The sequence below is a fragment of the Muribaculum sp. NM65_B17 genome, from assembly GCF_004793735.1.
Lineage (GTDB): Bacteria > Bacteroidota > Bacteroidia > Bacteroidales > Muribaculaceae > Muribaculum > Muribaculum gordoncarteri.
Map to the genome: position 1 here is coordinate 1 of NZ_SRYY01000010.1, position 23353 is coordinate 23353.

Consider the following 23353-nt stretch of genomic DNA (forward strand, 5'->3'; position numbering starts at 1 on the left):
TAAAGCCGCAGAGGTAAAGAAAGAGATCACTTTTCACGTGAGCCGCCACACCTTCGCCACCCTGATGCTTACGCTCGATGTTGACCTATACACGACAAGCAAACTGTTAGGCCACAAGAATATTGTCACAACGCAAATCTACGCAAAAATCATCGAATGCCGTCAACCGCGTGGACGAAATCTTTAAGTGAAGACAACAAAGACAGGCAACCCCGACATCTATGCTGAGGTTGTCTGTTGTTTTAGTGTGATTAAGCTATTTTTATTCGTTTCGGCTATCAACCGTATATGGCGTATCGGTTTAGAATAATAATCTGACGCCTGCAGAGAGCGAGATTGTCTTTCTTTCCCAACCTTATTTGAAAAAAGGATATTGCGTTCTGAACATATAGGACAAATGTTTCCCTATTTCAACTGCAACTTCGCTAATCACACCTATATTGAATCAGTTTGAAAAGCTGGCCGACATAGATTCTTTATTCTCGCTGTCATTTCGAGACTGCCTACCGGTGATTACTTACTGTATATAAGAACCTACACATAAGTGAAGTCAAACATATTATGAAACAGGAGATCGGAAACTTTCTATTACCGAAATGTTGATATCCCAGATGCTATGTCAGTTGGCATGATTCGCATATAAATCGAGTTCCTCAAAGGAGAAAGAGTGGATATAACCTATATAATCAAACACTAACAATATAATCTAAAACCATCAGTATTACAGTATAACAATTAAATTTCAGGGAATAAAGTTTCGCCTATCCCGGAAGTAGACCGCTATATCGAAAATATTTGTTAATTTTGCATCGTCTTTGGGTGAACAGACGGTTAAACGTCTGCGAGAGGGAACCCGGTATAAAGCCGGGACAGTGCCAGCTACTGTAAAGTCCGTTATGGTATGTCAGCTATGGTCACTTCAGCAAGGAGGGAAGGCCGACAATACCGGGCTAAGTCAGGAAACCTGCCTAATAACATCTTTTAGAGTAATTATTTCTGGAATAAAATAATTGACTATGGTAAAATATATCTTCAGGCAGATTCATCTTTAGCTGTCAGTTCCGTTCGGACTTATTGTCGTTATTATTTGTCTGTCCGGCGCCTTATTGATATTCGAGAGGGATTTCGGACATATAGGACAAACAGAGGTGGAGAGTAATGGCAGGACACCTTTGCCAATGGATTCGATTCTCAATTCGGCACAACTATATTTGGCTGATGGCAATCATATTGTCGGTGTTACGATCTATCCCGATTCGGGACATGCTTAAAAAGTTATGCTTGCCAAGCCAGCAATGGCTGCTATTTGGGTTAACCAGTACACAGGAGAAGTCATGGGAAAGTATGACCGTCCGGCAGTTTTCAAAGTGGCAAGTGCCGCGCACCGCCGATTATTCGGGAAATCCAAGGCTGAGGGCGCTTTCGGTGCAATAACTGGTAAACTTGCGATTGGAATCACTACTATCGCTTTACTCATGATAATCATTTCAGGCCTGATAGTATGGAGACCGAGTAAAGGGCACGTTAGAAATAAATTCAAGATTTCGATCACCAAAGGAACCTATAAGTTCTTGTATGACTTCCATTGTGTCGGAGGTGCAGTGAGTGCCTTGATTATTACAGTATGTATCCTTACCGGTCTCAACTGGTCATTCGGATGGTATAGAAAGTTACTCTACAGCACTTTCGGAACCGAGGTGGCTGAAACCACAAGCCATAAGACTCCTGCTGAAAATTTTCCGGCCTGGGACTATGCCTACAGCAAGCTCTCATCAGAATATCCTGACAAAGAAATCCGAATGTATCAGAATGAGGCAGATATCGTTGTCGGTGGGTGTGGAAACCAACAGGCGACCGACACGTATAAGATCAATCCTGCCAACGGCGAAGTTTCCTCTGTAACGACATATGAGGATAAAGCGGAATCCAATCATATCAAGGGATGGATCTACTCACTACATGTTGGTTCCTGGCTCGGATGGCTTACCAAAATCATATATCTGGTCTGTGTGCTTATCGGTGCTGTTCTGCCAATTACCGGTTATTATCTATGGATAAAGCGATTGATTCTAAAGAAATGTCACAGCGCATAATTATGGTTACTGGCGGATAACGCAGCGTAAAAAGCTTTTTTGCCGAACAGCAAGCATTGGGAATGCCGGCACACCCTACTTATATTGCGACAGCAAGAGTGATGGACGAAGAAATGCGACGCAGAGTGGAGTTTCACAAAATTCGACATTGCAATCTATGGATAGCTGTTATTTCCCCTCTACTTTCGGTTATATTGCTCGTTCTTTATATGAAATACCGCATAGGGGGCTATACAGGTGATTGTTGTGGTGCGTCATCCCTCATTTGCAAAGTTTCAATGATATTTGGTGTAGTATTATCCTTAGTCCTATGAAACTCGTTTTTATCCGTCATACTTCTGTAGATGTATCGAAAGGTGTTTGCTACGGGAATACAGATATCAATCTTGCTCCTTCTTTCCCTCAGGAAGCCAGCGCAGTTAAAGACAATCTCAGTGCTTATCGATTTGACAAAACTTTTTGCAGCCCATTGTCGCGATGTGTAAAACTCGCTGAATTTTGCGGATATCCCGAAGCAATAAAAGACAATCGTCTGAAAGAAATTAATTTCGGCGCGTGGGAAATGCAGTCATATGATGCAATAAAAGATCCGACCTTACAGGCTTGGTTCGATGATTATATAAATGTCAGACCACCGCAAGGCGAATCAGTTAAAGACCAGCGGAAGCGCCTTGAGGATTTTATCGAAGAAATAAAAGAACTCAATGAAGAATCTATAATCGGTGTATTCACTCATGGAGGCATACTCATCAACGCACTTGTGGTATGTGGGAATAAAACTTATGATGAAGTATATAATGATATTCCTCCCTATGGTTCTATAATAGTAATAGAAGTCTGACTCCCAATGTGATAAAAATCATGAAGATTTCAGTTCTCCTATTTATTGATATAGCCTTCACTACATCCGTATAATCGAAATCACGATGATTTTCACCTATATACGGTTTATACACACTTTCACCGAAATAATCGTGTGTACCTCCAAAACGGCAGTCAAGTATACCGGCCAGTGCAGCTTCAGGATAGCCGCTGTTTGGACTTGCATGACAGCGGCCATATTTCCTTACAAATGACAGAAGTCTCATTTTGCCTGAAACAAAAATCATCAGAAGTGCTGTGAGACGAGCCGGAATATAATTTGCCAAATCATCAATTTTTGCAGCCATACAACCGAAATCAAGGTATCGTTCATTCTTGTATCCTATCATAGAATCAAGAGTGTTTACCATCTTATATGCCATCATTCCCGGAACGCCAAGTAGGGCATACCAGAAAAGAGGTGCTACTACTCCGTCACTCAGATTTTCAGCAAGGGTTTCGAGTGCTGCAGTTCTGATTTCCTGAGGAGAGAGATTTGCCGTGTTTCTTCCAACAATTCTTCCAACCTGAATCCTTCCATTTTCAAGCGAAATATCTACAGCCTCAAATACCATTCTCCCTTCTTTAATGAGCGTTGTTCCTGCAAGACAATAGAAAATCATAAAAGCCTGAACTACAACATTTAACCACGCATAAGGAGAAATGACATCAAGAAGAAGCCATGTTGCAATATAAGTGCCAACAATTAGAGCAACCGCCGTCAACCTTCCTTTTAATCGTTTGGATTTGCCATGATTAAATTTGTGTTCACAAACGCTGATTATTTTCCCAAACCACACTATGGGATGCGGCAACCTTGTCGGGTCTCCGAACAACAAATCTAATGTTCAACCTATGATTAAAGGTAAAACTGTTATAATAACATCCATTCTTTTATAGCTTTTATGAATATATCATTTTGCGCATGCTCTTGTGCCGCTATTCTAAAATATTCAGGCGTAAGTCCCTCGAAGTTTGATGCGTCACGAATGAGAATCCCATAATTCTCAACCATCCATTCCTTGAGTTCTGATGCAGCTTTATGCGGGAGTCGTGCCAACAGAAAATTACAGTCGGTCGGTTCCACCTCAATATCGGTCTCCCTTAAAGCCGCGGACAATCGCAATGCTTCTTCATGCAATGTCTGCCGGTCAATATTTGTCCCATCATTATTGTCGAGAAGATAATGGGCAGCCTCAATAGCAATAGCATTGACAGACCAAGGCATCCGCAATCTGCGCAAGGAGTCGAGTAAGCTTTTCGGCCCTATCGCATAACCGATTCTAAGACCAGGAATCATAAACTGTTTGGTCAGGGAATTTAGAACGACAATATTCTCTCTTTCCCAAACATCGTCAACTGAAAGAACCGTCTTGACAGAATAGAGCGCATAAGCCTGATCTATAATAAAAACTTTGTTCTTACATTGGTCAATCGTTGCAAGAAGTCTGTTTCTGTCGAATATTTGTCCCGTCGGATTATTTGGGTTGCACAGCCAGACGACATCAGCATCGGATCCCTCAATATCATTCATTGAATGGAAATAGGATATCGTATGGGTAAAAACGCCTGCGGCATCCTGATACTCCCTGAATGTCGGCACTATTATCGCCGATTTTTTGCCTTCGAAGAGGTGAGCAAGAAGATAAATCGCCTCGGTGGCACCATTGGTTACTATAATGCTTTCCTGAGGTAAATCATAAATCGATGCCAAATGCTGTTCAATACTTTTAGGTTCCGGCTCGGGATAGTTCCTGAAAACGGCACCACATTCATGCAAATGCTCCAGCAGACGGTCATGACAGACATTCTGAGGGATATTTGTACTGAAATTTATATGGATCTTACCGCTGTAGCGGTAGAGATCATCACCATGCCCGTCAATCATCTTTCTTGAATAATCGAATAGATTTTATCCACATCCAAATATTTTCTCAGCCAGTCTGCCAGCAGGTTATATTGCTCATCTCGGAAAGTTGCCGGGTCGCACTTCTCATTAGTTCTCCGATCCATGAACGGACTGAGAATTAGTTCGATAACCACTGGATTATCAAGTATGCCATGGATATAACTGCCCCAACATTTTTCATCAATCATGCAGCCTTCGGGTGTACCATCTTCAAACCAGATAAAAGGATTATTTGTATCAGTACGCCCCATGTGTATTTCGTACCCTTTGCAGATTCTGTCATCATCAAGGAAGCGGAAATTAACTTGTCGAGTTGTTTTCTCCTGACATATTACTGTTCTGGCAGGAAGAAGTCCTAATCCGGGAAGTGATTTCAGCTCTCCTTCGATGCTGTCCGGATCTTCCACAATGTCACCCATCATCTGGTAGCCGCCACAAATACCAATTACGGTCTTCCCTTCATCGCGAGCCTCTCTGATAGCTTTAGCCAAACCCTTTTTTCGCAGTCCAAGCAAATCAGACAGCGTATTTTTACTTCCGGGAAGAATTACGATGTCGGCATCAGCCAAATCATTCGAATCGGCCGCATAATAAAGATTGACTTGAGGATGCCGCTCAAGCACATTGAAATCAGTAAAATTAGAGATGTGGTCGAGAAGAACGACCGCCACATTTACTTTGTCTTTTTTTGCACTCTTTTCTTTTCCGGCAATAGATACAGAATCCTCTTCCTCGATATGTATATGGGAAGCTATAGGGACAACCCCGAGCACAGGGACTCCGCACAACTCTTCCAGTTGCTGTCTTCCATCCTCGAACAATCGTAGATCTCCACGGAATTTATTGATGATTATGCCTTTTATCAATCTGCGATGTTCCGGAGTCTGGAGCATTATAGAGCCATAGACACTTGCAAAAACCCCACCTCGATCTATATCCGCCACAAGAATAACTTTTGCCCCTGCATAAAAGGCCATCGACATATTGACAATATCCCCGTCGCGCAAATTAAGCTCCGAGATGCTGCCCGCTCCTTCGAGCACAATGGGATTATATCGTGCATTCAATCGGTCGAAAGCCTCGTGGGCAATTCGGCGCAGTTCCTCTTTCCCCTCTTTACGAAAATATTGATAAGCGTCGGTGTTGCCTGAGGGACGGCCATTAAGCACAACCTGCGAAGTATGTTCGCCGGAAGGTTTAAGGAGAATAGGATTCATGTCTGTAGTACAGTCTATCCCGGCCGCTTCCGCCTGAACAGCCTGTGCGCGTCCTATTTCAAAGCCATCCGGTGTCGCATACGAGTTAAGCGCCATATTCTGAGCCTTGAAGGGAGCAGGATGATAGCCGTCCTGCATAAAAATTCTGCAAAGTCCGGTGGCAATAAGGCTTTTACCCACATCGCTTCCAGTTCCGGCGAGCATAACAGGAGCTAATCTTTTCATTTCAGTTTACGTTTATATCCAAACTGCCGCCATATTTCTTCGCTACATTCCGATTGCTGAAGTTCGTAGCGGGACATTATAAAAAACAAATCCGACAGACGGTTCAGGTAAATCAAGATTTCCATAGGAACAGCATCCACTTCGTGCAGTTTCCATAGCCAACGCTCCGCTTTGCGTGCCAATACTCTTGTATGATGTAACTCCGATGCTAACGGAGTTCCTCCAGGCAAAATAAAGCTCGTGTCAGGAGTGCATAGGGCATTGATTGCGTCAATCTGTTTTTCCAGAAGTTCAACTAAATTATCCGGCAGACTATTCGGATTCTTTTCCTTCATGTCGCTGCGGGTCGCGACAAGACTCATCGATGTCATGAGGTTTAGTTGTATTTCTTTCAGTAATGGCTGCCACTCATGGTCGGATGGCATGGATGTTCGGACAATACCGATCGCTACATTCAATTCGTCAATGCAACCGTTCGCTTCAATTCTAACATCGGTTTTAAGCACTCTCAGACCACCATGAATAGCCGTTGTACCGGAGTCGCCGGTTCTTGTATATATTCTTTTCATTTTATTCCCATAGTTTAAAAATGTCGGTCTCAGCCCAATAAAAATGGGTGTATCCGGCAAAGACATTCTTGTATCTATAGACAGGAGTCGCTACTTTTTCGCTGCGGATATTGTATTGCTGTGCCACAGACGGAAGTCCGGACAAATCTAAAGTATCCGAATAGTGGAATTCATGTCCTGAAATTTCGAAATTATCAAATTTGACTCTTCGGTAGCCGAGTTTCAGTCGGGCATTCTTCATTGATGCCTTTAGCGGAAAGACTCCACACATTTTTTTACCGTTTATTTCCTCTGAGAGATAAATCATACCGCCACATTCAGCAAGAATTTTGCCGTCTTTTTCTGCAAAATTCTTTATAGCAGTTCTCATCTCCCTATTTTCCTCCAGATCATCAGCATAAAGTTCCGGATACCCCCCGGGAAGATATACTAAATCAGCTTTTGGAATCGCCTTGTCATGCAATGGAGAGAAATAAACTATATTGGCATTAAAACGCTCCACATTCGCGGGATAGATGAAGTTGAAAGCTTCATCGCGAGCGACTGCAACGGTCAGATTCCTCTTTGATTGAACGACCGATGGCATTTGTCGACAGTCAATCATAGTAGCTTCAAGTAAACCATTTATATCAACCGTACTTCCCACTTCCTTGGCTGCAGCATCCACAAAACGCTCTATCTCCGAAAGAGAATCGAGCGAAAGACCGAGATGACGCGAAGGTGTCTGCAATGATTCATTTTTCCTTATATAACCTAAATTTACCACGTTGATGATTTCACATGCTTCTTTTAAAAACGCATAATGGTTTTCAGATGCAACCCTGTTGAAAATAACGCCTGTCACCTTCACATCAGGGCAGAACCGCGTGAATCCATATATCGTGGCAGCAACTGAAAAAGATGTCGAGGCAGCATTAATTAGCAAAACTACCGGCACATCGAGTGTCCGAGCAATATCCGCCGCACTACCATTCATCCCGTCAAAACCATCGAACATCCCCATAGCCCCCTCGATGATACTGACATCTGCCGATTCGGAATATCTACCAAAAAGTTCTTTTACATGTCTTTCGGAAGACATAAACAAATCAAGATTCACGGAATCCCTTCCGGTGGAAATACGATGATACTGCGTGTCGATATAATCCGGACCGCACTTGAATGGCTGCACGACAATATTCCTGTTTGTCAATGCCCGCATGAGTCCGAGCGACAGCGTGGTTTTCCCGCTTCCGGATGATGTGGCGGCTATCATAAATGATGGTTTCATGACTTTATCCTACTTAATACTTTTCCATCGTCGGCCAGCAAAACCGATTCAAAAATATTCGAAAAAATTTCCGCACAGTGCTTATGACAAAGTGTTAACAATGCTGGAAAGAATAGAGCTGAGTCTTCTTCGTTTAAAAGTGATGGCAGTTCACGGGCAAGATTGAATCGGTCAATGACCTGAAGAGCGTCATCAGAACATCCCGAGTTTTTTGCCAAAGACTTGAGAAAGGCTCTGTTTACCGTGACTTTATGACTGTGGGTGTCCATATTCCCTTCTGCAAGTTTCACCGCTTTGCCAAGCATTATCCCAATCGCCATTTTTGGCACGTTTTTCTCTCTTCCTATTTCCATAGTTTCACCGACCGCATTTCCATAATGGATAAATGCATGTGGAGGAAGATTAGGATATAGCATTTTCATAAAGCGCTCACTCTTTCCGCCAGAATTGACGACTATACAATCGCAATTCATGGCAAGAGCCACATCCATTTCCCGACGGATACAATCAATAAACGCTTCATGTGAGAAAGGCCTTATAATGCCGGTAGTTCCGATTATAGAAACACCGCCGACAACCCCGACTCTGGAATTGAAAGTCTTATCGCATAAGACCTCTCCATTCTCCAAAGAGATGGTTACATCAAGCCCTCCGGCATAGATTGAGGACAATTCATTCTGTATATTTTTGCGTGGAGTAGGATTTATCGCTGGTTCTCCGACTTTAAGTCCAAGTCCGGGTAATGTTACCGTTCCGATTCCCCTGCCACCATGAAAAGAGATTCCCGGGCGAGAGGAATAAGAAACTATTGCAATAATCCGGCAACCATCTGTTACATCAGGATCATCTCCAGAATCCTTAATCACGCTTGCTGCCGCCGACTGAGAATTAACAACAACTGCTTCCACAGGCATTCTCATTGTTTCACCTTCGGGTATCTTAAAAGACACCTCATTCAATTTTTCTCCGGAAACGAGGGCTATCAAAGCTGCTTTCGCGGCGGCAGCCGCACAGGACCCGGTTGTAAAACCGGTGTGCAACGGAAAGAATTCCGGAAGTAGTTTTTCAATTTCTCTACGCAGACCATGCTTACCATCGACCACAATGAAATTGTCAGACAATTTTGGCCGACGGACTACGAATACTTTCACATTTCTGGACAACGCGGCATCTACCTTTTCCATGAATCCGCCGGTATCTCCACTTTCCTTTGTAAGAACCGCATCGGGTGATATCTCATCTATCAAAGGGCCTGCATCAGAGTCTTTGTAGTACACAATTTTTGATTGTGGAAATCCTGACTGCCGGACTTTTTCCTTCGACTCTTCGCGGTTAAGGATGCGAAACCAAGTATCATTATGCTTCCAGAATTTTTTAAGTCTGGGAATCGTCTGTACTCCCGTAAGTGTCAATAGGCATTTTATGCCGTCCTCTTCCATTTTCAATACTGCTTCTTCATAATCATCGCACCATACAACATTATGACTTGCGATTTCCGGATATTTGCGTTCAAATCTTATAACAGGGATGGAAAGTTTCGCTGCAATTTCAACTATTGTAGAATGGAGATGCTCCGCAAATGGATGAGCGGCATCAATGATTTAGTCCGGCAAAATAAAGTCATCATCTCGCCCGTCATCTCGCCGCTGATATGCATGCCGTGAGCACAGTCAATCTCTTGAAGCGAGCTTCGAGTGGAGTAATAGTATTTTCCCTCTCCGTCGTCAAGTGTCTTAACTGCAATGCGCCCTTCCGTAGTACCTCCGAAAACAAGTATCATTTTCTAAACAGATGCTTAAAGCTGTCAGCATATAGTCTTGAAAGACCTTCTCGATTGTCTATCGCCTTGCCTACTACAAGCAGCGTGGTGAGTGTGAGATTATTGTCATGAACTATTTTGGCAAGATCTTTGAGTACACCGCGATAGATTTTCTCTTCTTTCCAGGTTAGTTTATAGCATGCGGCTACCGGTGTTTCGGGAGGATACGCCATCAGCAGTTCCTTCTGAACTTCATCCACTATTCCGGCACTCAGATATATGCACATAGTGCTTTGTGAGGCCGCAAGCTTGTGCAACTGTTCTTTTTCTGGCATTGGCGTACGTCCTTCTCCACGAGTGAGAATAATAGTCTGTACTTTTTCAGGAATCGTAAACTGGGAACGCAAGGCGGCTGCGGCTGCCTGAAAAGAAGAAATGCCCGGAGTAATATGGTATGACATTCCGAATCTATCGAAAAATGACATCTGCTCCTGAATTGCTCCATAGATACAAGGGTCGCCTGTATGCAGTCTTACAATAAGTTTGTCGCGGTCATAGAACTCTTTCATAAGTTCAAATTGTTCTTCAAGATTCATTGATGCCGAACTTCTGACAACGCACCCCGGTTTTGCACAGTATGTCAGTTCTTTAGGAACAAGGCTACCGGCATAAAGAATCAGATCGGCTCGTTCAAGAAAACACCGTCCGCGAACCGACACAAGATCGGGATCTCCGGGACCTGCCCCGACAATTTCAATATGACCGCCGCGCAAGGCACCACGGTCGACAGCTACCGCAAAAGTAAAATCGGATGCTTCCGTAATTTTGGCTTTTTGCTTCTCAAGAATCAGTCTTCCCCCACCAGACGCTTTTATGGCGCAACTTTCAGCAACGCCTGCGACACCTGTAACCTCACGGACTTTTTCAGACGGATTTGGCACCCCGATATCCCGGAGTTGGTCAGAAGTATAGATATTGCAAGACTCCACGTTTTTCCAATGAGTAAGTTCTTTCACGACTGCCTCGTCTTTTTTGAGGTCTATCGTTGAAACAGACTTGATTGACAATGGAGATATATCATTATCAACCAAATGTTTATTGATATAGTCCGCAACTCCGGCAGGGTAACAGCCTCGGCGACAACCTACACCAAGATTCAATATACGTGGACGGAAATAAAAAATAGAACAATCGGAATAGTATATATACGGAGTAACTGCGATTATCAACTTGTAGTCTTTTGCTCCCTTGATCTCCTCTATCACTTTTACATTCGACGGCAAATTACTCTCCATCATATCGGTTCCGTCATCCCGAACATCCAGAAGCAATGCGACAGGGTCGCCATTAACAAGCGTAGATATTGCCCTATTCATTTCTTCGTGGGTTGCTTCACAAATCCAGCCATATTGCTGCGACAGGGTATCAAGAGCCCAATATCCGGTATTATCACTTTGGGTAGTTATCACCAGGTTGCCCCCTATGACATGAGCGACTTCCCTGCAGATGGCGTTCGCACCTCCGATATGTCCTGAGAGCACAGATATGACATTTCGTCCGACACTATCCACACAAACTATAGCAGGGTCAGTATGCTTGTTTTTTATGAAAGGAGCAATCATACGGACACATACGCCAAGGGCTCCAATGAAAACAATCGCACGACTATTGTCGAAGATATTTTCGTTAAAATCCTTGATTTTCGTGAGTTGGAAATCCTTAAGTTCAGACTGAATCTTTGTCGCCAGACTGAGCCCGGTTTCATTGAGGTAAACTATATGTTTCATATCGCTTTTATTATCGTTATTGGATTATGGGAATCAAGACTGAGAATGTGAGACTTCACGATCTGCCTTCCGCAGCTTTCTACTGCCGCAGTGAATGTCCTGCAGCTATCCTCGCTCACTGAGTTAAACACAACCGTGCCACCGGGGCGTAAATGATGAAATATACGTTTTACCATTTCTTCAAGTTTACCGCCGTGACCGCCTATAAACACGGCATCCGGTTCGGGATATCGGATTAAGTCACATTCCATGAAATCGGAGATAACCCCTTCTATTCCTGGAGTTCCGAATTCACGTGCATTAGCTTCCAACAATCTCCGCGATTCCTCCCGGCGCTCGAATGATATGATGTTCAGTTCGGGAAAATGCAGCTTAGCCTCGATAGAAACCGAACCTGTACAAAAACCGACATCCCACATTGTGGATTTACCATACAGATCCATCATGGCAAGCGACAGCAGACGGACGGGCATCTTGGTTATCATATTTTCCCTTCCTTCAAGGTGGCTGAAAAGATTTTCCGGTATTCCGAAAAGTCGTACTTTAGGTTTCATCATTTGAAGTATCACACAATTAGGCACTCTGAATTCAGTCGAGACAGCTTCATCCAAAGCAAGAGTTCTCACTGTTTCAGACGAATTGCCAAGACATTCGCCTAGATACATTACATAGTTGGAGTATCCGTAATCCAACATTCTGGCTGCAATCTCTGCCGGACCTTTCTTTCGGTCGGTAAGAACACCGATAAGCTGTTGATTTCGGATCAATGCAACATCCAGATTCTTCCAAGGACGTCCTGTTACCGAAACATTAACCATTTCGGAATAAGGGAGCAACAATCTATGGGCAAGAAGCTGCAATGAATTAAAAGAGGGGAAAACAGCTATTTCGGCATTAGGGAATTCCCGCTGAAGGGTGACCGCGAAACCATAGAAAAGAGGGTCTCCGGAAGCGAACACGACAATCTCCCGGTATGGGAGATAGCGATCATATACATCCTCCAATGGCACGGAAATGTCAATCCATACTGCATCTGCCGGCATAAGGTGAGCCACCAGCTCATGATGACGTTTTCCGCCTGAAAATACTTTTCCGCCTCGGATTGCCGCAAGTACTTCAGGAGCGAAAAACTGCTCGTTACTGTCCGATAATCCTATTACCGTGAATTTCTTGTCAGACATCTCTTCCGGGTTTTAACTGTTCGGCATCAGGCCAGCAGAGGATTGAGTTTACGAGTGTCGCAGCAAGGTTGCTTCCTCCTTTGCGTCCTTCAACGATGATTTTCGGTATACCGACAAAGGGTTTTACCATATGTTTGCTCTCACATACATGGACGAATCCAACCGGCGCGGCAACTATACCACAGGGGCCGGCCTTTTTGTGACGTATGAGCGTGCATAGTTCCATCAAAGCCGTAGGAGCATTCCCGAATACATACAAGGCATCCGGATGTTCTTTGGCAGCAAGCCGTATGCCGGCTTGAGTTCTGGTAATTCCTTTTTCCTTGGAAAGCTGGGTGGTGGCGGGATCGTTGAGATAACACTTTACTTCTATCCCAAGACGTTCAATGGCACCTTTCCTTATGCCTGACGCGGCCATTGTGACATCAGTGATAATTGTCCTTACCTTCCCTTCTGTCAATGCGGTATAAATCCGCTCAACAGCGTTATCGTCTACTCTCAGGATATTCTCCATGTCAAAATCCGCCGTGGTATGTATGGCGTGTAGTAACGGCCATTTATTCCCGATCGGTATATCGGGATTGACAAGTTCTTTCTCTATCGTGCGGAAACTTTCAACCATGATTGATTGTCCAGGTCTTTCATCATCCTTAGTTTCGTTTCTATAATAACCGCGAGGAGTAATAATGCTTTTATTCCATTGATACGACTGCGAGTTGCCGATTATGACAACAGTGAACATATCGACATCCTCAGAATCAAAATCGCGAAGCGTGGTCACTCTCACTTCTTCCTGGTCGCGTCCTGCTTGACGAACATATCCGACAGGCGTCTCAGGGCTACGACCTTGCAGGAATAACTCTTTCAAACGATAAAGCTCCCAATATCGCCCTGTGCTTTTGGGATTGTAAACAGCAGTAACAAAATCGGCATCCACGGCAGCTTTGATTCGTCTTTCGATAATAGCCCAGGGTGTCATCAGGTCGCTCAATGATATTACACAGAAATCATGACCGACTGGAACTCCGAGCAATGATGCCGCTTTTTGAAACGCGCTTATGCCGGGAATGACTTCCACCTCGGCATCAACTTCTTTTTCCTTCAGCATTTCATAGACGAGCGGAGCCATACCATAAATTCCTGAATCGCCGGAACTAATAACGCATACATCCCGACCCTCTTCGGCAATCTCAACCGCTTCTTCGATGCGTTTTTGTTCCTGCTTCATTCCATTCTCCACTATTTCGACATCTCCTTTCAAGAGATGGGATATAAAAGGAATGTAGTAATTATATCCTACTACTATACCGGCATTTTGCAGAGCTTCGATTGCGCGTGAAGTCATATCTCCCTCCCCTCCCGGTCCTATACCTACGACTGTTATTTTACTTTTCATCTCTAATTAATATATATCGTACAACTTCCACCGGCGTGTCAAGATGCAGACCGGAGATAGAAGATGTTCCGTGGTCGGATTGTACAGTTATTTCAAGATTTATTTTTTCTTTTAGCATAGACATAAGAAGTTCTCGGTCTATATCCTCAAGGACCCGCACTTTTTTTCACGTGTCTATGATGTGTGACACTTCGTCAGGTGCTTCTGCCTTAATCGAAGCTTCTGTTTCATGCACAATGAGGAGATTCCTGAAGTTACCACAGTCAATGAATTTAATTTTTTCGCTACAGTACTGATTGTTAAGCATATCTATTATTTCATGACATTGACGAGGTGAGACTTCAGAACCGTAATGAGAAGTCAGAATGCCATCGTGATGAGAAATCAGATTACACCTCAGACAAAAATCTCTGTCCTTGACTTCGAGACCATAACCTAATGCTTCAAACCATGATCGTGTACATAAATCTTTAGGAACATTTTCACGCATATGCTGCAGCGCAGGCATATAGGCAAAATGCGCAGGCGTCAGATTCCCCAATGCATGATGGGGATCATCGTCCATACCGTCGATAATTATCAGCAACTTCTTCATATCAATTCTTTCACCGCATCCAACAAAGCACCTATCGACTTTACCAGACGGCCGTTAATATTGTAACTGTCTCCATCAACCTCAATAATAATTTCGTTGGAGAGATTGCTGTCAGCCTCGATTCCTTGTCTTGCAAGTGCTTTCTTAACCATATTGAATCTTGGGCCTTCACCAATCAGCCTGACCACCCTATCCATCTTATGACAGATTTTGAAAAGCCCCCTTTCCCGATCAAACACTACTCCATCGCGATGGAAATATCTGCTCATTTCTCCTTCAAGCGCCAGATCTTCAGGTGTTCCTATAGTAACTCCATGAAGTTTATCGAGCAGCCATATCTTATCAGCTATCTGAAGTGCGAGTTCCAAATCATGTGTGGATAAAAAGACTGTTTTGTCTTTTTCACGGGCAAGACGCTGAAGCAACAGCATGATTTCTACTTTACTCGGATAATCAAGAAAAGCTGTCGGCTCGTCAAGGAAAATTACCGGAGTCTCTTGTGCGAGAGCTTTGGCAATCATCACTTTCTGACGTTCTCCATCGCTAAGGGTCTGAATCATCCGCCCGCTGAGGTTTCCTATCCCGACAAGTGAAATAGCTTCCGCTACGATTTGCCGGTCATTTCCATTCATGTGCCCCCAGAAGCCGGTATAAGGACTTCGGCCAAGCCCAACGAGTTCTTCTACCGACATATTATTGAGGTTCAGTTTCTCTGTCAAGACAACACCGATAACCTTGGAAAGCTCGGCGTCCGAATAATCGGATAAAGGTTTATTGTCGATGAAAATCTCGCCTTTTATAGGGGGAAGAAATGCAGTCAGCGTTTTTAATAATGTGGACTTGCCTGCGCCATTGGGACCGAGAAGACAAGTCAGTTCCCCCGAATAAAGCGAAGCACTGACACTGCGGGTTATGACAGTGGTTCTGCTGCCACTTCTGTACCCGGTCTCTAAATCGACTATTCTGATAGTTTCTATCTTATGACTCATACTTCGCTTTTACGTTTGTTAAACAACACCCACATAACAACCGGAGCGCCTACGAGTGCCGTCACGGAATTGACAGGAAGGGCTCCTTCGAATCCCGGCAAACGGGCAATCAAGTTGCATAACAGAGCAAGCGAGGCTCCTCCTAGTAACGACGCAGGAAGAATCGCGGCATGATTCGATGTGTGGAAAAGACCACGACATATATGTGGAACTGCTAGACCCAAAAATACTATAGGACCGCAATAAGCCGTGACGACAGCCACCAAAATTCCTGAACAGCCTATAACGAGCAATCTCGCCCGTTTGATATTGAGGCCCAAATTGCGTGCGTATGAGTCGCCGAGCAGCAAGAGATTAAGAGTCTTTATGAGGAAAAATGCTGAAGGGAGAATAATGAGCATGAGGACTATAAATACCCACGTCTGCCCACCTGATACCCGCGAAAAACTACCAAGACCCCATATTACATAAGCTCGAATATCCTCCTCGGCACTAAAAAACTTCAGAACGCCGATAATGGCATTCGCGATATAACCGATCATGACCCCCATGATAAGCAGTGTCACATTGCCTCTGACCTTTTGGGCGACAAAGGCGATCAATGCCATAATCAGCAGTGAACCTATTATGGCTGACATTGTGATTGTCACTTCGCCGATAACACCGAGTTTGCTCAGAGCCACACCACCGATGCTCCCGGACAGCAAAACCACACACGCCACGCCAAGGCTCGCTCCCGAACTAATGCCCAGTACCGACGGTCCTGCCAACGGATTGCGGAACACTGTCTGCATCAACAAACCGCTTACGCCCAGTCCGGCACCTGCCATCATTGCCGTAAGGGACTGCGGCAAACGGGATTTCATGACAATATTAGTCCATATCCGATTGTCGCTTTTGGCTCCGAACAGTATGGCGATAACATCTCCCGCCGGTATCCTGGCCGTACCCAACAGTAGATTCAGAACAAGAAAGACTATTATTGATCCTATCAATAACAGCATTAGGAAAATCCTTGTATTGCGGTTCATTTCAGTAGGTTCATTTCAGTAGATGATAATAACCTGGAGTATGTTCAGGAAGAATATCCGGATGGAAAACATGGATAAAATCGGCAAGAACCACTTCCGGTTCAACCGGCATTTTTTCATAAAATGGGACCTCTTTCATATTGCAATATATTACACCGTGATTTTTCCATGCGTCAAAATCCGTATATCTGTTATCCTGCTCTTTTAGTACGTTATAACTGAAGTCGCCATCGAAACTGTTTACAATGCGCCAGTATTCGGCGTTGGCGGCATTCGTATATACAGTCTCATAATCAAGAGCCACTCCACCCGACTCAGTATTGTCTTTCAGAAAATAACTGCCGCCGGCATCGCGGAAGAGCTGTGCGAGGAAACTTTTGCCACCGACTGCGTACCAGTTGCCGCCGCGCATTTCACCGCTGAAAACAGTAGGCCGGGTCTTGACTGTATCTGCCAACGCCTTCAGGTCGTTATACCGTCCTTCGATAGCGCTGAATTCTTTGTTGGCTTTTTCTGCATTGCCAGTGAGCAAGCCAATCACTTTTATCCATTCAGCCTGACCGAGTGGGCTGAGTTCCTTGTAACCGAGATGAGGAATCATCGGTATGTCAACGTTGCGGATGGCATCGTAGCCTCCTCTCTTGAATGGAGATATGAATATTACGTCGGGATTTAGCGCCATTATGACCTCATTGTCAAAATTGCCCTCGATTCCGATTTTATGTGTCTTGCCCTCTTTGAGCTGTCTGTTCATTTTTTCATTGTGCAGATGTCGCGTACTTGTTATCCCTACAACCTTTTCAGGTATGTCAAGCTTAATAAAATTAGATAGTTGAAGAGATGTCATGCAGATTGCCGTCTCTACAGGAATGTTAAGGCGGGTATAACCTTCGGGCATAGTCCCTGAGTAATCTTTATCAGTCAAGGCAAAGTGAAATCGTTCCGCTTCACGATTCTCAGGATCATTGATATCGAGAAGGACTATGTCGTCAAGATAATTCACTTTGAAGCCTTTGGCATACTTCGGTGAGACCATGGAAATGGAATCTACTGTCATATTTTCGTCATCACCTTGTCCTGAAGAAGTATGGCTTCCTCCACAAGAACAAGTAAGAATAACAGATACAAATGTAGCAATCAATCCTAAAAGTTTCATATTCTTCTTTTTATTTCATTCTGGGATGTATATTATCTCTCCGTTTTCAAGCTGATAGGCAGAACCTACTCGCCGACCTTTCGAGCCGGTTGCCTGGTTTTCAGTATCCGACGGGGTATATTTTTTAATTTTATTGCCCTCCTTCATAATAATTTCCATATTCTCAGTTCCTGGATTTTTCACTATGGTATAATCTTCTTTGGAGAATATTTCGTTCATGTTGAAATGTGCGACCAATGCAACCATAAGCGCCACTGCGAATACCATTGCGACATCAAACAGATTTGTCAGCATGCCCAAGGGATTGTCGCTGTTTTCATCTTCTGTCATTATCGGATTCTGTCTCATTGCGCTGTAATTTTTTGGAAAACAAAATCGAGGTCATTAAACGAACGGGCATAAAAGCGCTTGTTCATTTGCAGTGCGGCCAAGCCTATTGCCGCCACAGCCATTCCGACAACAGTTGTCGCAAAAGCGACCTGCATGTTATAAGCCATTGAAACAATATCACCGCTTGCCAGACCAATTAACGCAGGTCCCATCGGGATAAGAGTACCCATCAGTCCCAGCATGGGACCGAGCTTTATAAGTATTCTGTATTTTGAAAGCTGTTTCTGCACGTCAACCTGAAAATCTGCAAGAAGATGCTCGCAATATATCTTATCATCTTTGTGAGATAAAAGATTTTGAAAACATGCCGCCACACAGTCTTTACCGGGACTATCCAGTTGCTCTTGAGCTAAATCAAGCTCTTCTGGAGAATAATTCTGTATCATCTGTCTGAAAATACCGGCAATCTTCATTTTCTGCTTGTACTCGTTATAGAAACAGAACAGAACCCAGACCGCACGCATTGCAAGGTACAACAAGAGAATGATTACCGGAATGAGCAGTCCGTTAGAGATTACGAAGAGAATGTCAGATAGAGTTTTCATAAAAGGCCGTAGAATAAAATATTAACCAAAGTTGCAACAAGGACAGTCTTATAAAACACATTTAAGTTCGCTGCCAAGTATCTTAGAAGCACTACAAATCCTGCGGAGAGTGAAAAAACTATACACCCCACCATTGCTCCGACAAGAGTAAAATCCATTCCGGGGAACTGACCCACAAAAAGATAGGCAAATACACACACCGGAGCCAAAAGCATCAAACCGGGATAATAATCTAATATTTTCTTCAGAAGTGCGCCTGAAAAGAAATACGCGTACATTATCAGCTGTTCAACAAATTCAAGAGTGGATATATCTGACGTATTCAGAACGCTTAAAGCTTCAAGTCTTGACATGCCTGAAAACATAATTGTAGCCAGATATCCCGCAACGCCGAAGAAAAGTGACCATATTACAGATATTTTCAAGGACATGAGCGACATCTTCACTTCTGAAGAGAAGAAAATGATAAAGCATAACGATATAAGCATCCAGCTCATTTCCGCCTCCTTTTCTTTAATACAATAACCGCAAATATCAAAATCAGACAGCCGGCAATTATAAATATTACAACGCCGGAAATATTATCGCTGTCGAAAATAGACAATATATTGCCGCTGTTTTCTTTCAATACTTTAGCACCTGCCGGATTTGCAGTAGCTTTAGCCATGTTATCCTTGAAATTTTCCGAAATCTTACCCTCAAGATTTGAGCCAATGAATTCCTGCAACTTTTTATTGCCGCATACAAATTCCGTACATGGCGCACCATGATTTTCTGTAATCTGCGCATTCAGAGATGCCGTATTCAGCAGTTGCTCTTTATTTGCCTTCCAAAATCCTTTGCGGGCACTTTCAAGCATTGTCGCCGTCATTTCCTGCATAGCGGCAGGATTTACGTTCTCGAAGTAGTCTTTAACTCCGAGATTTTCTTTATCAAAGATATATAATTCATATAGATCATCATAAATATCCTTTGGCAGAGCGCTGCTTCTGGTAGCGCTCCAGCCAAAAATATTTCTGAAAATTTCTCCGAACATCTGAGCTGTCGTCGCATCTCCTTTCATTCGTTGTCGAATAAATTCAGGATTTAGGATCGTTGCTCTTGTCTCGACCGCCACAGCCTCACGTGTATCCTGAAGTCTGGGAAGATAGGAATTGCGGTAATCGGCAAAGACTGCATCCGGTTCCTTGCCGTTAATGGCTGCCGATGTCAGCGAAAGCGCACCGGTAAATTCATAAACGTGATCAAGAGAAATCGGTCCCCAGGTGTTGCTTTGACGAGGTTGTACGATAACATCTGTCTTCGATATAGCCGCAGAGAACAAATCTTTATTCATAGTCCCCCAGTTGTCGTCATCGCCATAAACAGCACACATATTGTTGAGATATCCGTCGACGAGTTCTGCCTTGTCGTCCCATTCGCCCGAACTTTCAGTATATCGCAGCATACCGGTACTGTAGCCAGAATTAACGGGACCGAATACTCTCATATTGGAAAGTTCACGCGCACGCTGTGGAGATTCTCCTTTTTCGACAAGCTCTTTCTCCTGCGCCAGCGTCCCCTCGGCGACAAAATTAGGATATATGTCATCTTTCGCTCCGGCCGCGAGCTCCACAGCTTCGGTCAACATTTTTAAACGGGAAGCGGCAATATCGCGCAACTGCCCCGATACCTGCACGAGAATGTTAATTCGAGGACGCCCCAAAGTCTCGGACGGTGTAAGTTTTAAATCCATCACGCGTCCCTGTTCATCCCTTACCGGCTCTACGCCCAACATTCTCATTGCCTGAGCAATGGTCGCTCCATGCGACGATATGAACTCACCGGCCCAGAAAGTATAGCTTACTTTACGGGGATATTCGCCGTGTTTAGAGAGATAATTTTTCAGTGTCTGTTCTGCAAGAACGACACCGTCATCCCATGCCTTCGGACCAGGAGTTGCTTCTGCATTTATACTGTACATATTCCTGCCCATAGGAAGGACATTGGGATTCAATACAGGATCGCCACCAGGAGCCGGCCAAACAGGAATCCCATTCAGCGCATTCACCATACTGTTAATTTCCGCACCTGCCGATTCTGTCAGCAGCCTGCGGTATTCGAGCGCCTCTTCACCGGTTTCGGAATGAGAAACACCGTTGAGACAATCTGTTATCTCCTTTTTTGCCATCGGCAGATAACGGTGAGCGATGAAAGTGAAATCCTGCAGTTCTTCTTTTGTAATCTTCCCTCTCTCAAAATCTTTTTTGGCTTTTTCATAAGCCTGTTTATCCGCACACACTGCAAGGACACTGGTTGTCATATCTGCAGGAGAATAAGACTCCCCCATAACATAATATGCGCCGGTGATTTTTTCATTAGCAAGCTCTTCGACAAATGAATCTATTTTCTTAAGTTCATCAATGGAATATGTTCCTGTCGGCACAGAATCAAGTCCGAAGTCTTTTTGCAGACCCAGATCCATGATTTTATTTTTAAGAGCGTTTGTGTTTCGTGACGGGTCTGCGATAGCATCATGTATTTCTTCGATTAGCGAGGCATATTTCTTTCTCATTCCGCTCTCTACGTAAGGGGGTGTCAGATGGGTCACTATCACAGCATGGCTTCTGCGTTTTGCGATAATAGCTTCACCAACATTACCGGTGGTATAGAAATAGAAATGCGGACGATTGCCGATCAGAACTTCCGCCCAGTCTGCCTGTGACAGTCCGGCATTCTTGCCAGGTGTAAACTCAAGGTTGCCATGAGTACCGAAATGGATAACCGCGTCCGCATCAAACCCTTTCTGCATATAAAGATATGGCGCAATATATGAATGAGGTGGTGGTACATCAACACCATGAACCAGTCTGAAATCGTCATCATCCAGAGCCGGTCTCGGCTGAGGAAACAGAAGGATGTTGCCATAACGCAATGCAGCGACAGCAAGGCTGTCACCTCTTGCCAACAAGCTGCCGGGAGCTTTGCCGTAACGTTCCTCGACCTCGTTATATTTTTCCGGAAGCAGAACATCCTTTACCCATCTTTCATATTCGTTTTTATTAATCCAAACCGGATGTGACTCGTTCATGAAAGTTTCCTGCGCTGCCGGAGCATACGACCCCATGACGCTCCCCTGCTTCATAAGCTGATGTTTAAACTCTTCTACTCTTGAGGGAAGTCCGTTGACATCATAGCCCTCTTTTTTAAGCCGTTCGAGGAAATTATAAAGCGACGGCACTACCTCCATGCCGGATGCCAATAAGGCATCTTTGCCGGGAGATTTAAAATAGGCAATGGCGATTTTTTTTTCGCTGTTCGATTTGGTTTTCAGACGCATATAGCGCTCAAATTGCTCCATAAAGGCATCTATTCGTTCCGGCTCCGGCGTATAGAGCAGATAGCCGGAATGGCTTGCGTTCTGCGTTGAAATGCATAGAGGAGTCATTCCGCCGTCTATTTCGGGAACAACGATACGGGCATTTAGAGTACCGCCGCCCATCGGCTTATTTACATCCAGCCATTCTTTTCTTGACTGAATGAGAGGGAATGGCATAAACAGCGGTATCTGCTGCCGGTATGCCCAGTTGATAAGTGAATCATTTCCTAAACGTCCCATCGGAAGATAAACGATTGCCTCAGGTTTCACCTCTTTTATCATCCAGGCACGCTTTGGTCCCGTAGCTGTAATCGGATAGATATTATAGCCGGCGCGGGTAAGTCGCGACATAAGCGTATCTATTTGCGCACGATTATTTTCCACCGGGAAACTCACTCCCGATACGAATGCTACATTTGTTCCTTTCGGGTTATATAAGCCTTCCTGTTTTAGATATTCAGTAAGCGTTGCCGCTCTATCGAAATACTTGCCTGGTTCGATATGGTAATACATATTGAACGGCATCTCAACCGGGTCTTCGTACAAATCACTGTCGATTCTGCGAGGAGCCGCAATGGCAGCTGTATATCTGACAAGATTGCGATAATTTCGTCCACATTGATTGGAGAAATATTTCTGAAGTTGTCGGCACTGTGCAGAATCAAGATTATGGTTGACGGCAAAACTAAAATTACGCAGCGTGTTGGTAAAAACAGGAACACCTTCTTCTGCTGCTCTTTCAAGCGAAACCAACTGTAACGAGTCAAGATAAAGACCTCGGCCATACATCAATACCGCGTCATACTTCTCGAAATCCCCGGCGTCCTCCATCGATCGACATGAAACTTCAATATCACTACAGTCGTTGTTGAGCACTATTTCTGCTTCTTGTGCCGGAAGTGCATTGACGACAAGGACAGAGATCGGCCTGAACCACAATACGTGGACACTGTAGATGCAACCACCAAGGACAATGATTATCCCGATAATTATTAGGACTTTATTCCTGACTCTTGTCATAA

At 44.1% G+C, this 23353-nt stretch carries 19 protein-coding genes, 2 pseudogenes and 1 riboswitch; of the genes and pseudogenes, 4 read left to right on the plus strand and 17 right to left on the minus strand.

What is annotated here, in order from left to right; translation table 11 throughout:
- The 4 genes and pseudogenes from E5354_RS12075 to cobC all read left to right on the plus strand — a co-directional run.
- The coding region (locus E5354_RS12075; RefSeq protein WP_168353899.1) for a tyrosine-type recombinase/integrase at positions 1-187 on the plus strand (187 nt) is incomplete at its 5' end.
- Between the two features lie 613 nt (positions 188-800).
- Positions 801-987: riboswitch (cobalamin riboswitch) on the plus strand.
- A gap of 290 nt (positions 988-1277) precedes the next feature.
- A complete protein-coding gene (locus E5354_RS12080; protein WP_135947614.1) occupies positions 1278-2093 on the plus strand; it encodes a PepSY-associated TM helix domain-containing protein in 816 nt (271 codons plus the stop codon).
- 32 nt (positions 2094-2125) lie between these two features.
- Positions 2126-2407: pseudogene (locus tag E5354_RS14475) on the plus strand (bifunctional adenosylcobinamide kinase/adenosylcobinamide-phosphate guanylyltransferase); the annotation flags it as partial.
- Positions 2404-2934, plus strand: a complete 531-nt coding sequence (cobC, locus tag E5354_RS12090) for an alpha-ribazole phosphatase family protein (RefSeq protein ID WP_135947616.1) — start codon at positions 2404-2406, stop codon at positions 2932-2934. The pseudogene E5354_RS14475 and the gene cobC, both read left to right, overlap by 4 nt.
- Here the strand turns inward: cobC and cbiB are convergent.
- The 17 genes and pseudogenes from cbiB to E5354_RS12175 form a co-directional block, all read right to left on the minus strand.
- Complete coding sequence (cbiB, locus tag E5354_RS12095; protein ID WP_135947617.1) at positions 2912-3793, minus strand: adenosylcobinamide-phosphate synthase CbiB; 882 nt, start codon at positions 3791-3793, stop codon at positions 2912-2914. The genes cobC and cbiB overlap by 23 nt on opposite strands.
- Before the next feature lie 35 nt (positions 3794-3828).
- On the minus strand, positions 3829-4842 hold the full coding sequence (locus E5354_RS12100; protein ID WP_135947618.1) for an aminotransferase class I/II-fold pyridoxal phosphate-dependent enzyme: 1014 nt from the start codon (positions 4840-4842) through the stop codon (positions 3829-3831).
- A complete protein-coding gene (locus E5354_RS12105) occupies positions 4839-6305 on the minus strand; it encodes a cobyric acid synthase (RefSeq protein ID WP_135947619.1) in 1467 nt (488 codons plus the stop codon). Before E5354_RS12105 ends, E5354_RS12100 begins: the two co-directional genes overlap by 4 nt.
- Complete coding sequence (locus E5354_RS12110) at positions 6302-6874, minus strand: cob(I)yrinic acid a,c-diamide adenosyltransferase (protein WP_135947620.1); 573 nt, start codon at positions 6872-6874, stop codon at positions 6302-6304. Before E5354_RS12110 ends, E5354_RS12105 begins: the two co-directional genes overlap by 4 nt.
- A gap of 1 nt (position 6875) precedes the next feature.
- Entirely contained in the window at positions 6876-8144 is a 1269-nt protein-coding gene (locus E5354_RS12115; protein ID WP_135947621.1) for a cobyrinate a,c-diamide synthase, read from the minus strand.
- Positions 8141-9924 (minus strand): annotated as a pseudogene (gene cbiD / locus E5354_RS12120) (cobalt-precorrin-5B (C(1))-methyltransferase CbiD). Before cbiD ends, E5354_RS12115 begins: the two are co-directional and overlap by 4 nt.
- The gene (gene cobM, locus E5354_RS12125; protein ID WP_135947622.1) at positions 9921-11690 is read right to left on the minus strand and encodes a precorrin-4 C(11)-methyltransferase; all 1770 of its coding nucleotides are present in this window, start codon (positions 11688-11690) and stop codon (positions 9921-9923) included. Before cobM ends, cbiD begins: the two are co-directional and overlap by 4 nt.
- On the minus strand, positions 11687-12871 hold the full coding sequence (cbiE, locus tag E5354_RS12130; protein WP_135947623.1) for a precorrin-6y C5,15-methyltransferase (decarboxylating) subunit CbiE: 1185 nt from the start codon (positions 12869-12871) through the stop codon (positions 11687-11689). Before cbiE ends, cobM begins: the two co-directional genes overlap by 4 nt.
- A complete protein-coding gene (cobJ, locus tag E5354_RS12135; protein ID WP_135947624.1) occupies positions 12864-14267 on the minus strand; it encodes a precorrin-3B C(17)-methyltransferase in 1404 nt (467 codons plus the stop codon). Before cobJ ends, cbiE begins: the two co-directional genes overlap by 8 nt.
- 166 nt (positions 14268-14433) lie before the next feature.
- Positions 14434-14862 carry a hypothetical protein gene (locus tag E5354_RS12140; RefSeq protein ID WP_135947625.1) on the minus strand — a complete coding sequence of 143 codons (429 nt, stop codon included), beginning with the start codon at positions 14860-14862 and terminating at the stop codon, positions 14434-14436.
- Positions 14859-15851 carry an ABC transporter ATP-binding protein gene (locus E5354_RS12145; RefSeq protein ID WP_135947626.1) on the minus strand — a complete coding sequence of 331 codons (993 nt, stop codon included), beginning with the start codon at positions 15849-15851 and terminating at the stop codon, positions 14859-14861. The genes E5354_RS12140 and E5354_RS12145 overlap by 4 nt, the downstream gene beginning before the upstream one ends.
- Positions 15848-16882, minus strand: a complete 1035-nt coding sequence (locus tag E5354_RS12150; RefSeq protein ID WP_135947627.1) for an iron ABC transporter permease — start codon at positions 16880-16882, stop codon at positions 15848-15850. Before E5354_RS12150 ends, E5354_RS12145 begins: the two co-directional genes overlap by 4 nt.
- A 10-nt stretch (positions 16883-16892) precedes the next feature.
- Positions 16893-18038 (minus strand): ABC transporter substrate-binding protein, encoded by a 1146-nt coding sequence (locus tag E5354_RS12155; RefSeq protein WP_135947628.1) that lies wholly within the window; start codon positions 18036-18038, stop codon positions 16893-16895.
- Between the two features lie 15 nt (positions 18039-18053).
- Complete coding sequence (locus E5354_RS12160) at positions 18054-18386, minus strand: DUF2149 domain-containing protein (RefSeq protein ID WP_135947629.1); 333 nt, start codon at positions 18384-18386, stop codon at positions 18054-18056.
- The gene (locus E5354_RS12165) at positions 18383-18973 is read right to left on the minus strand and encodes a MotA/TolQ/ExbB proton channel family protein (protein WP_135947630.1); all 591 of its coding nucleotides are present in this window, start codon (positions 18971-18973) and stop codon (positions 18383-18385) included. Before E5354_RS12165 ends, E5354_RS12160 begins: the two co-directional genes overlap by 4 nt.
- Complete coding sequence (locus E5354_RS12170; protein ID WP_135947631.1) at positions 18970-19470, minus strand: hypothetical protein; 501 nt, start codon at positions 19468-19470, stop codon at positions 18970-18972. The genes E5354_RS12165 and E5354_RS12170 overlap by 4 nt, the downstream gene beginning before the upstream one ends.
- A complete protein-coding gene (locus E5354_RS12175) occupies positions 19467-23351 on the minus strand; it encodes a cobaltochelatase subunit CobN (protein WP_135947632.1) in 3885 nt (1294 codons plus the stop codon). The genes E5354_RS12170 and E5354_RS12175 overlap by 4 nt, the downstream gene beginning before the upstream one ends.
- Between the last annotated feature and the right edge of the window lie 2 nt (positions 23352-23353).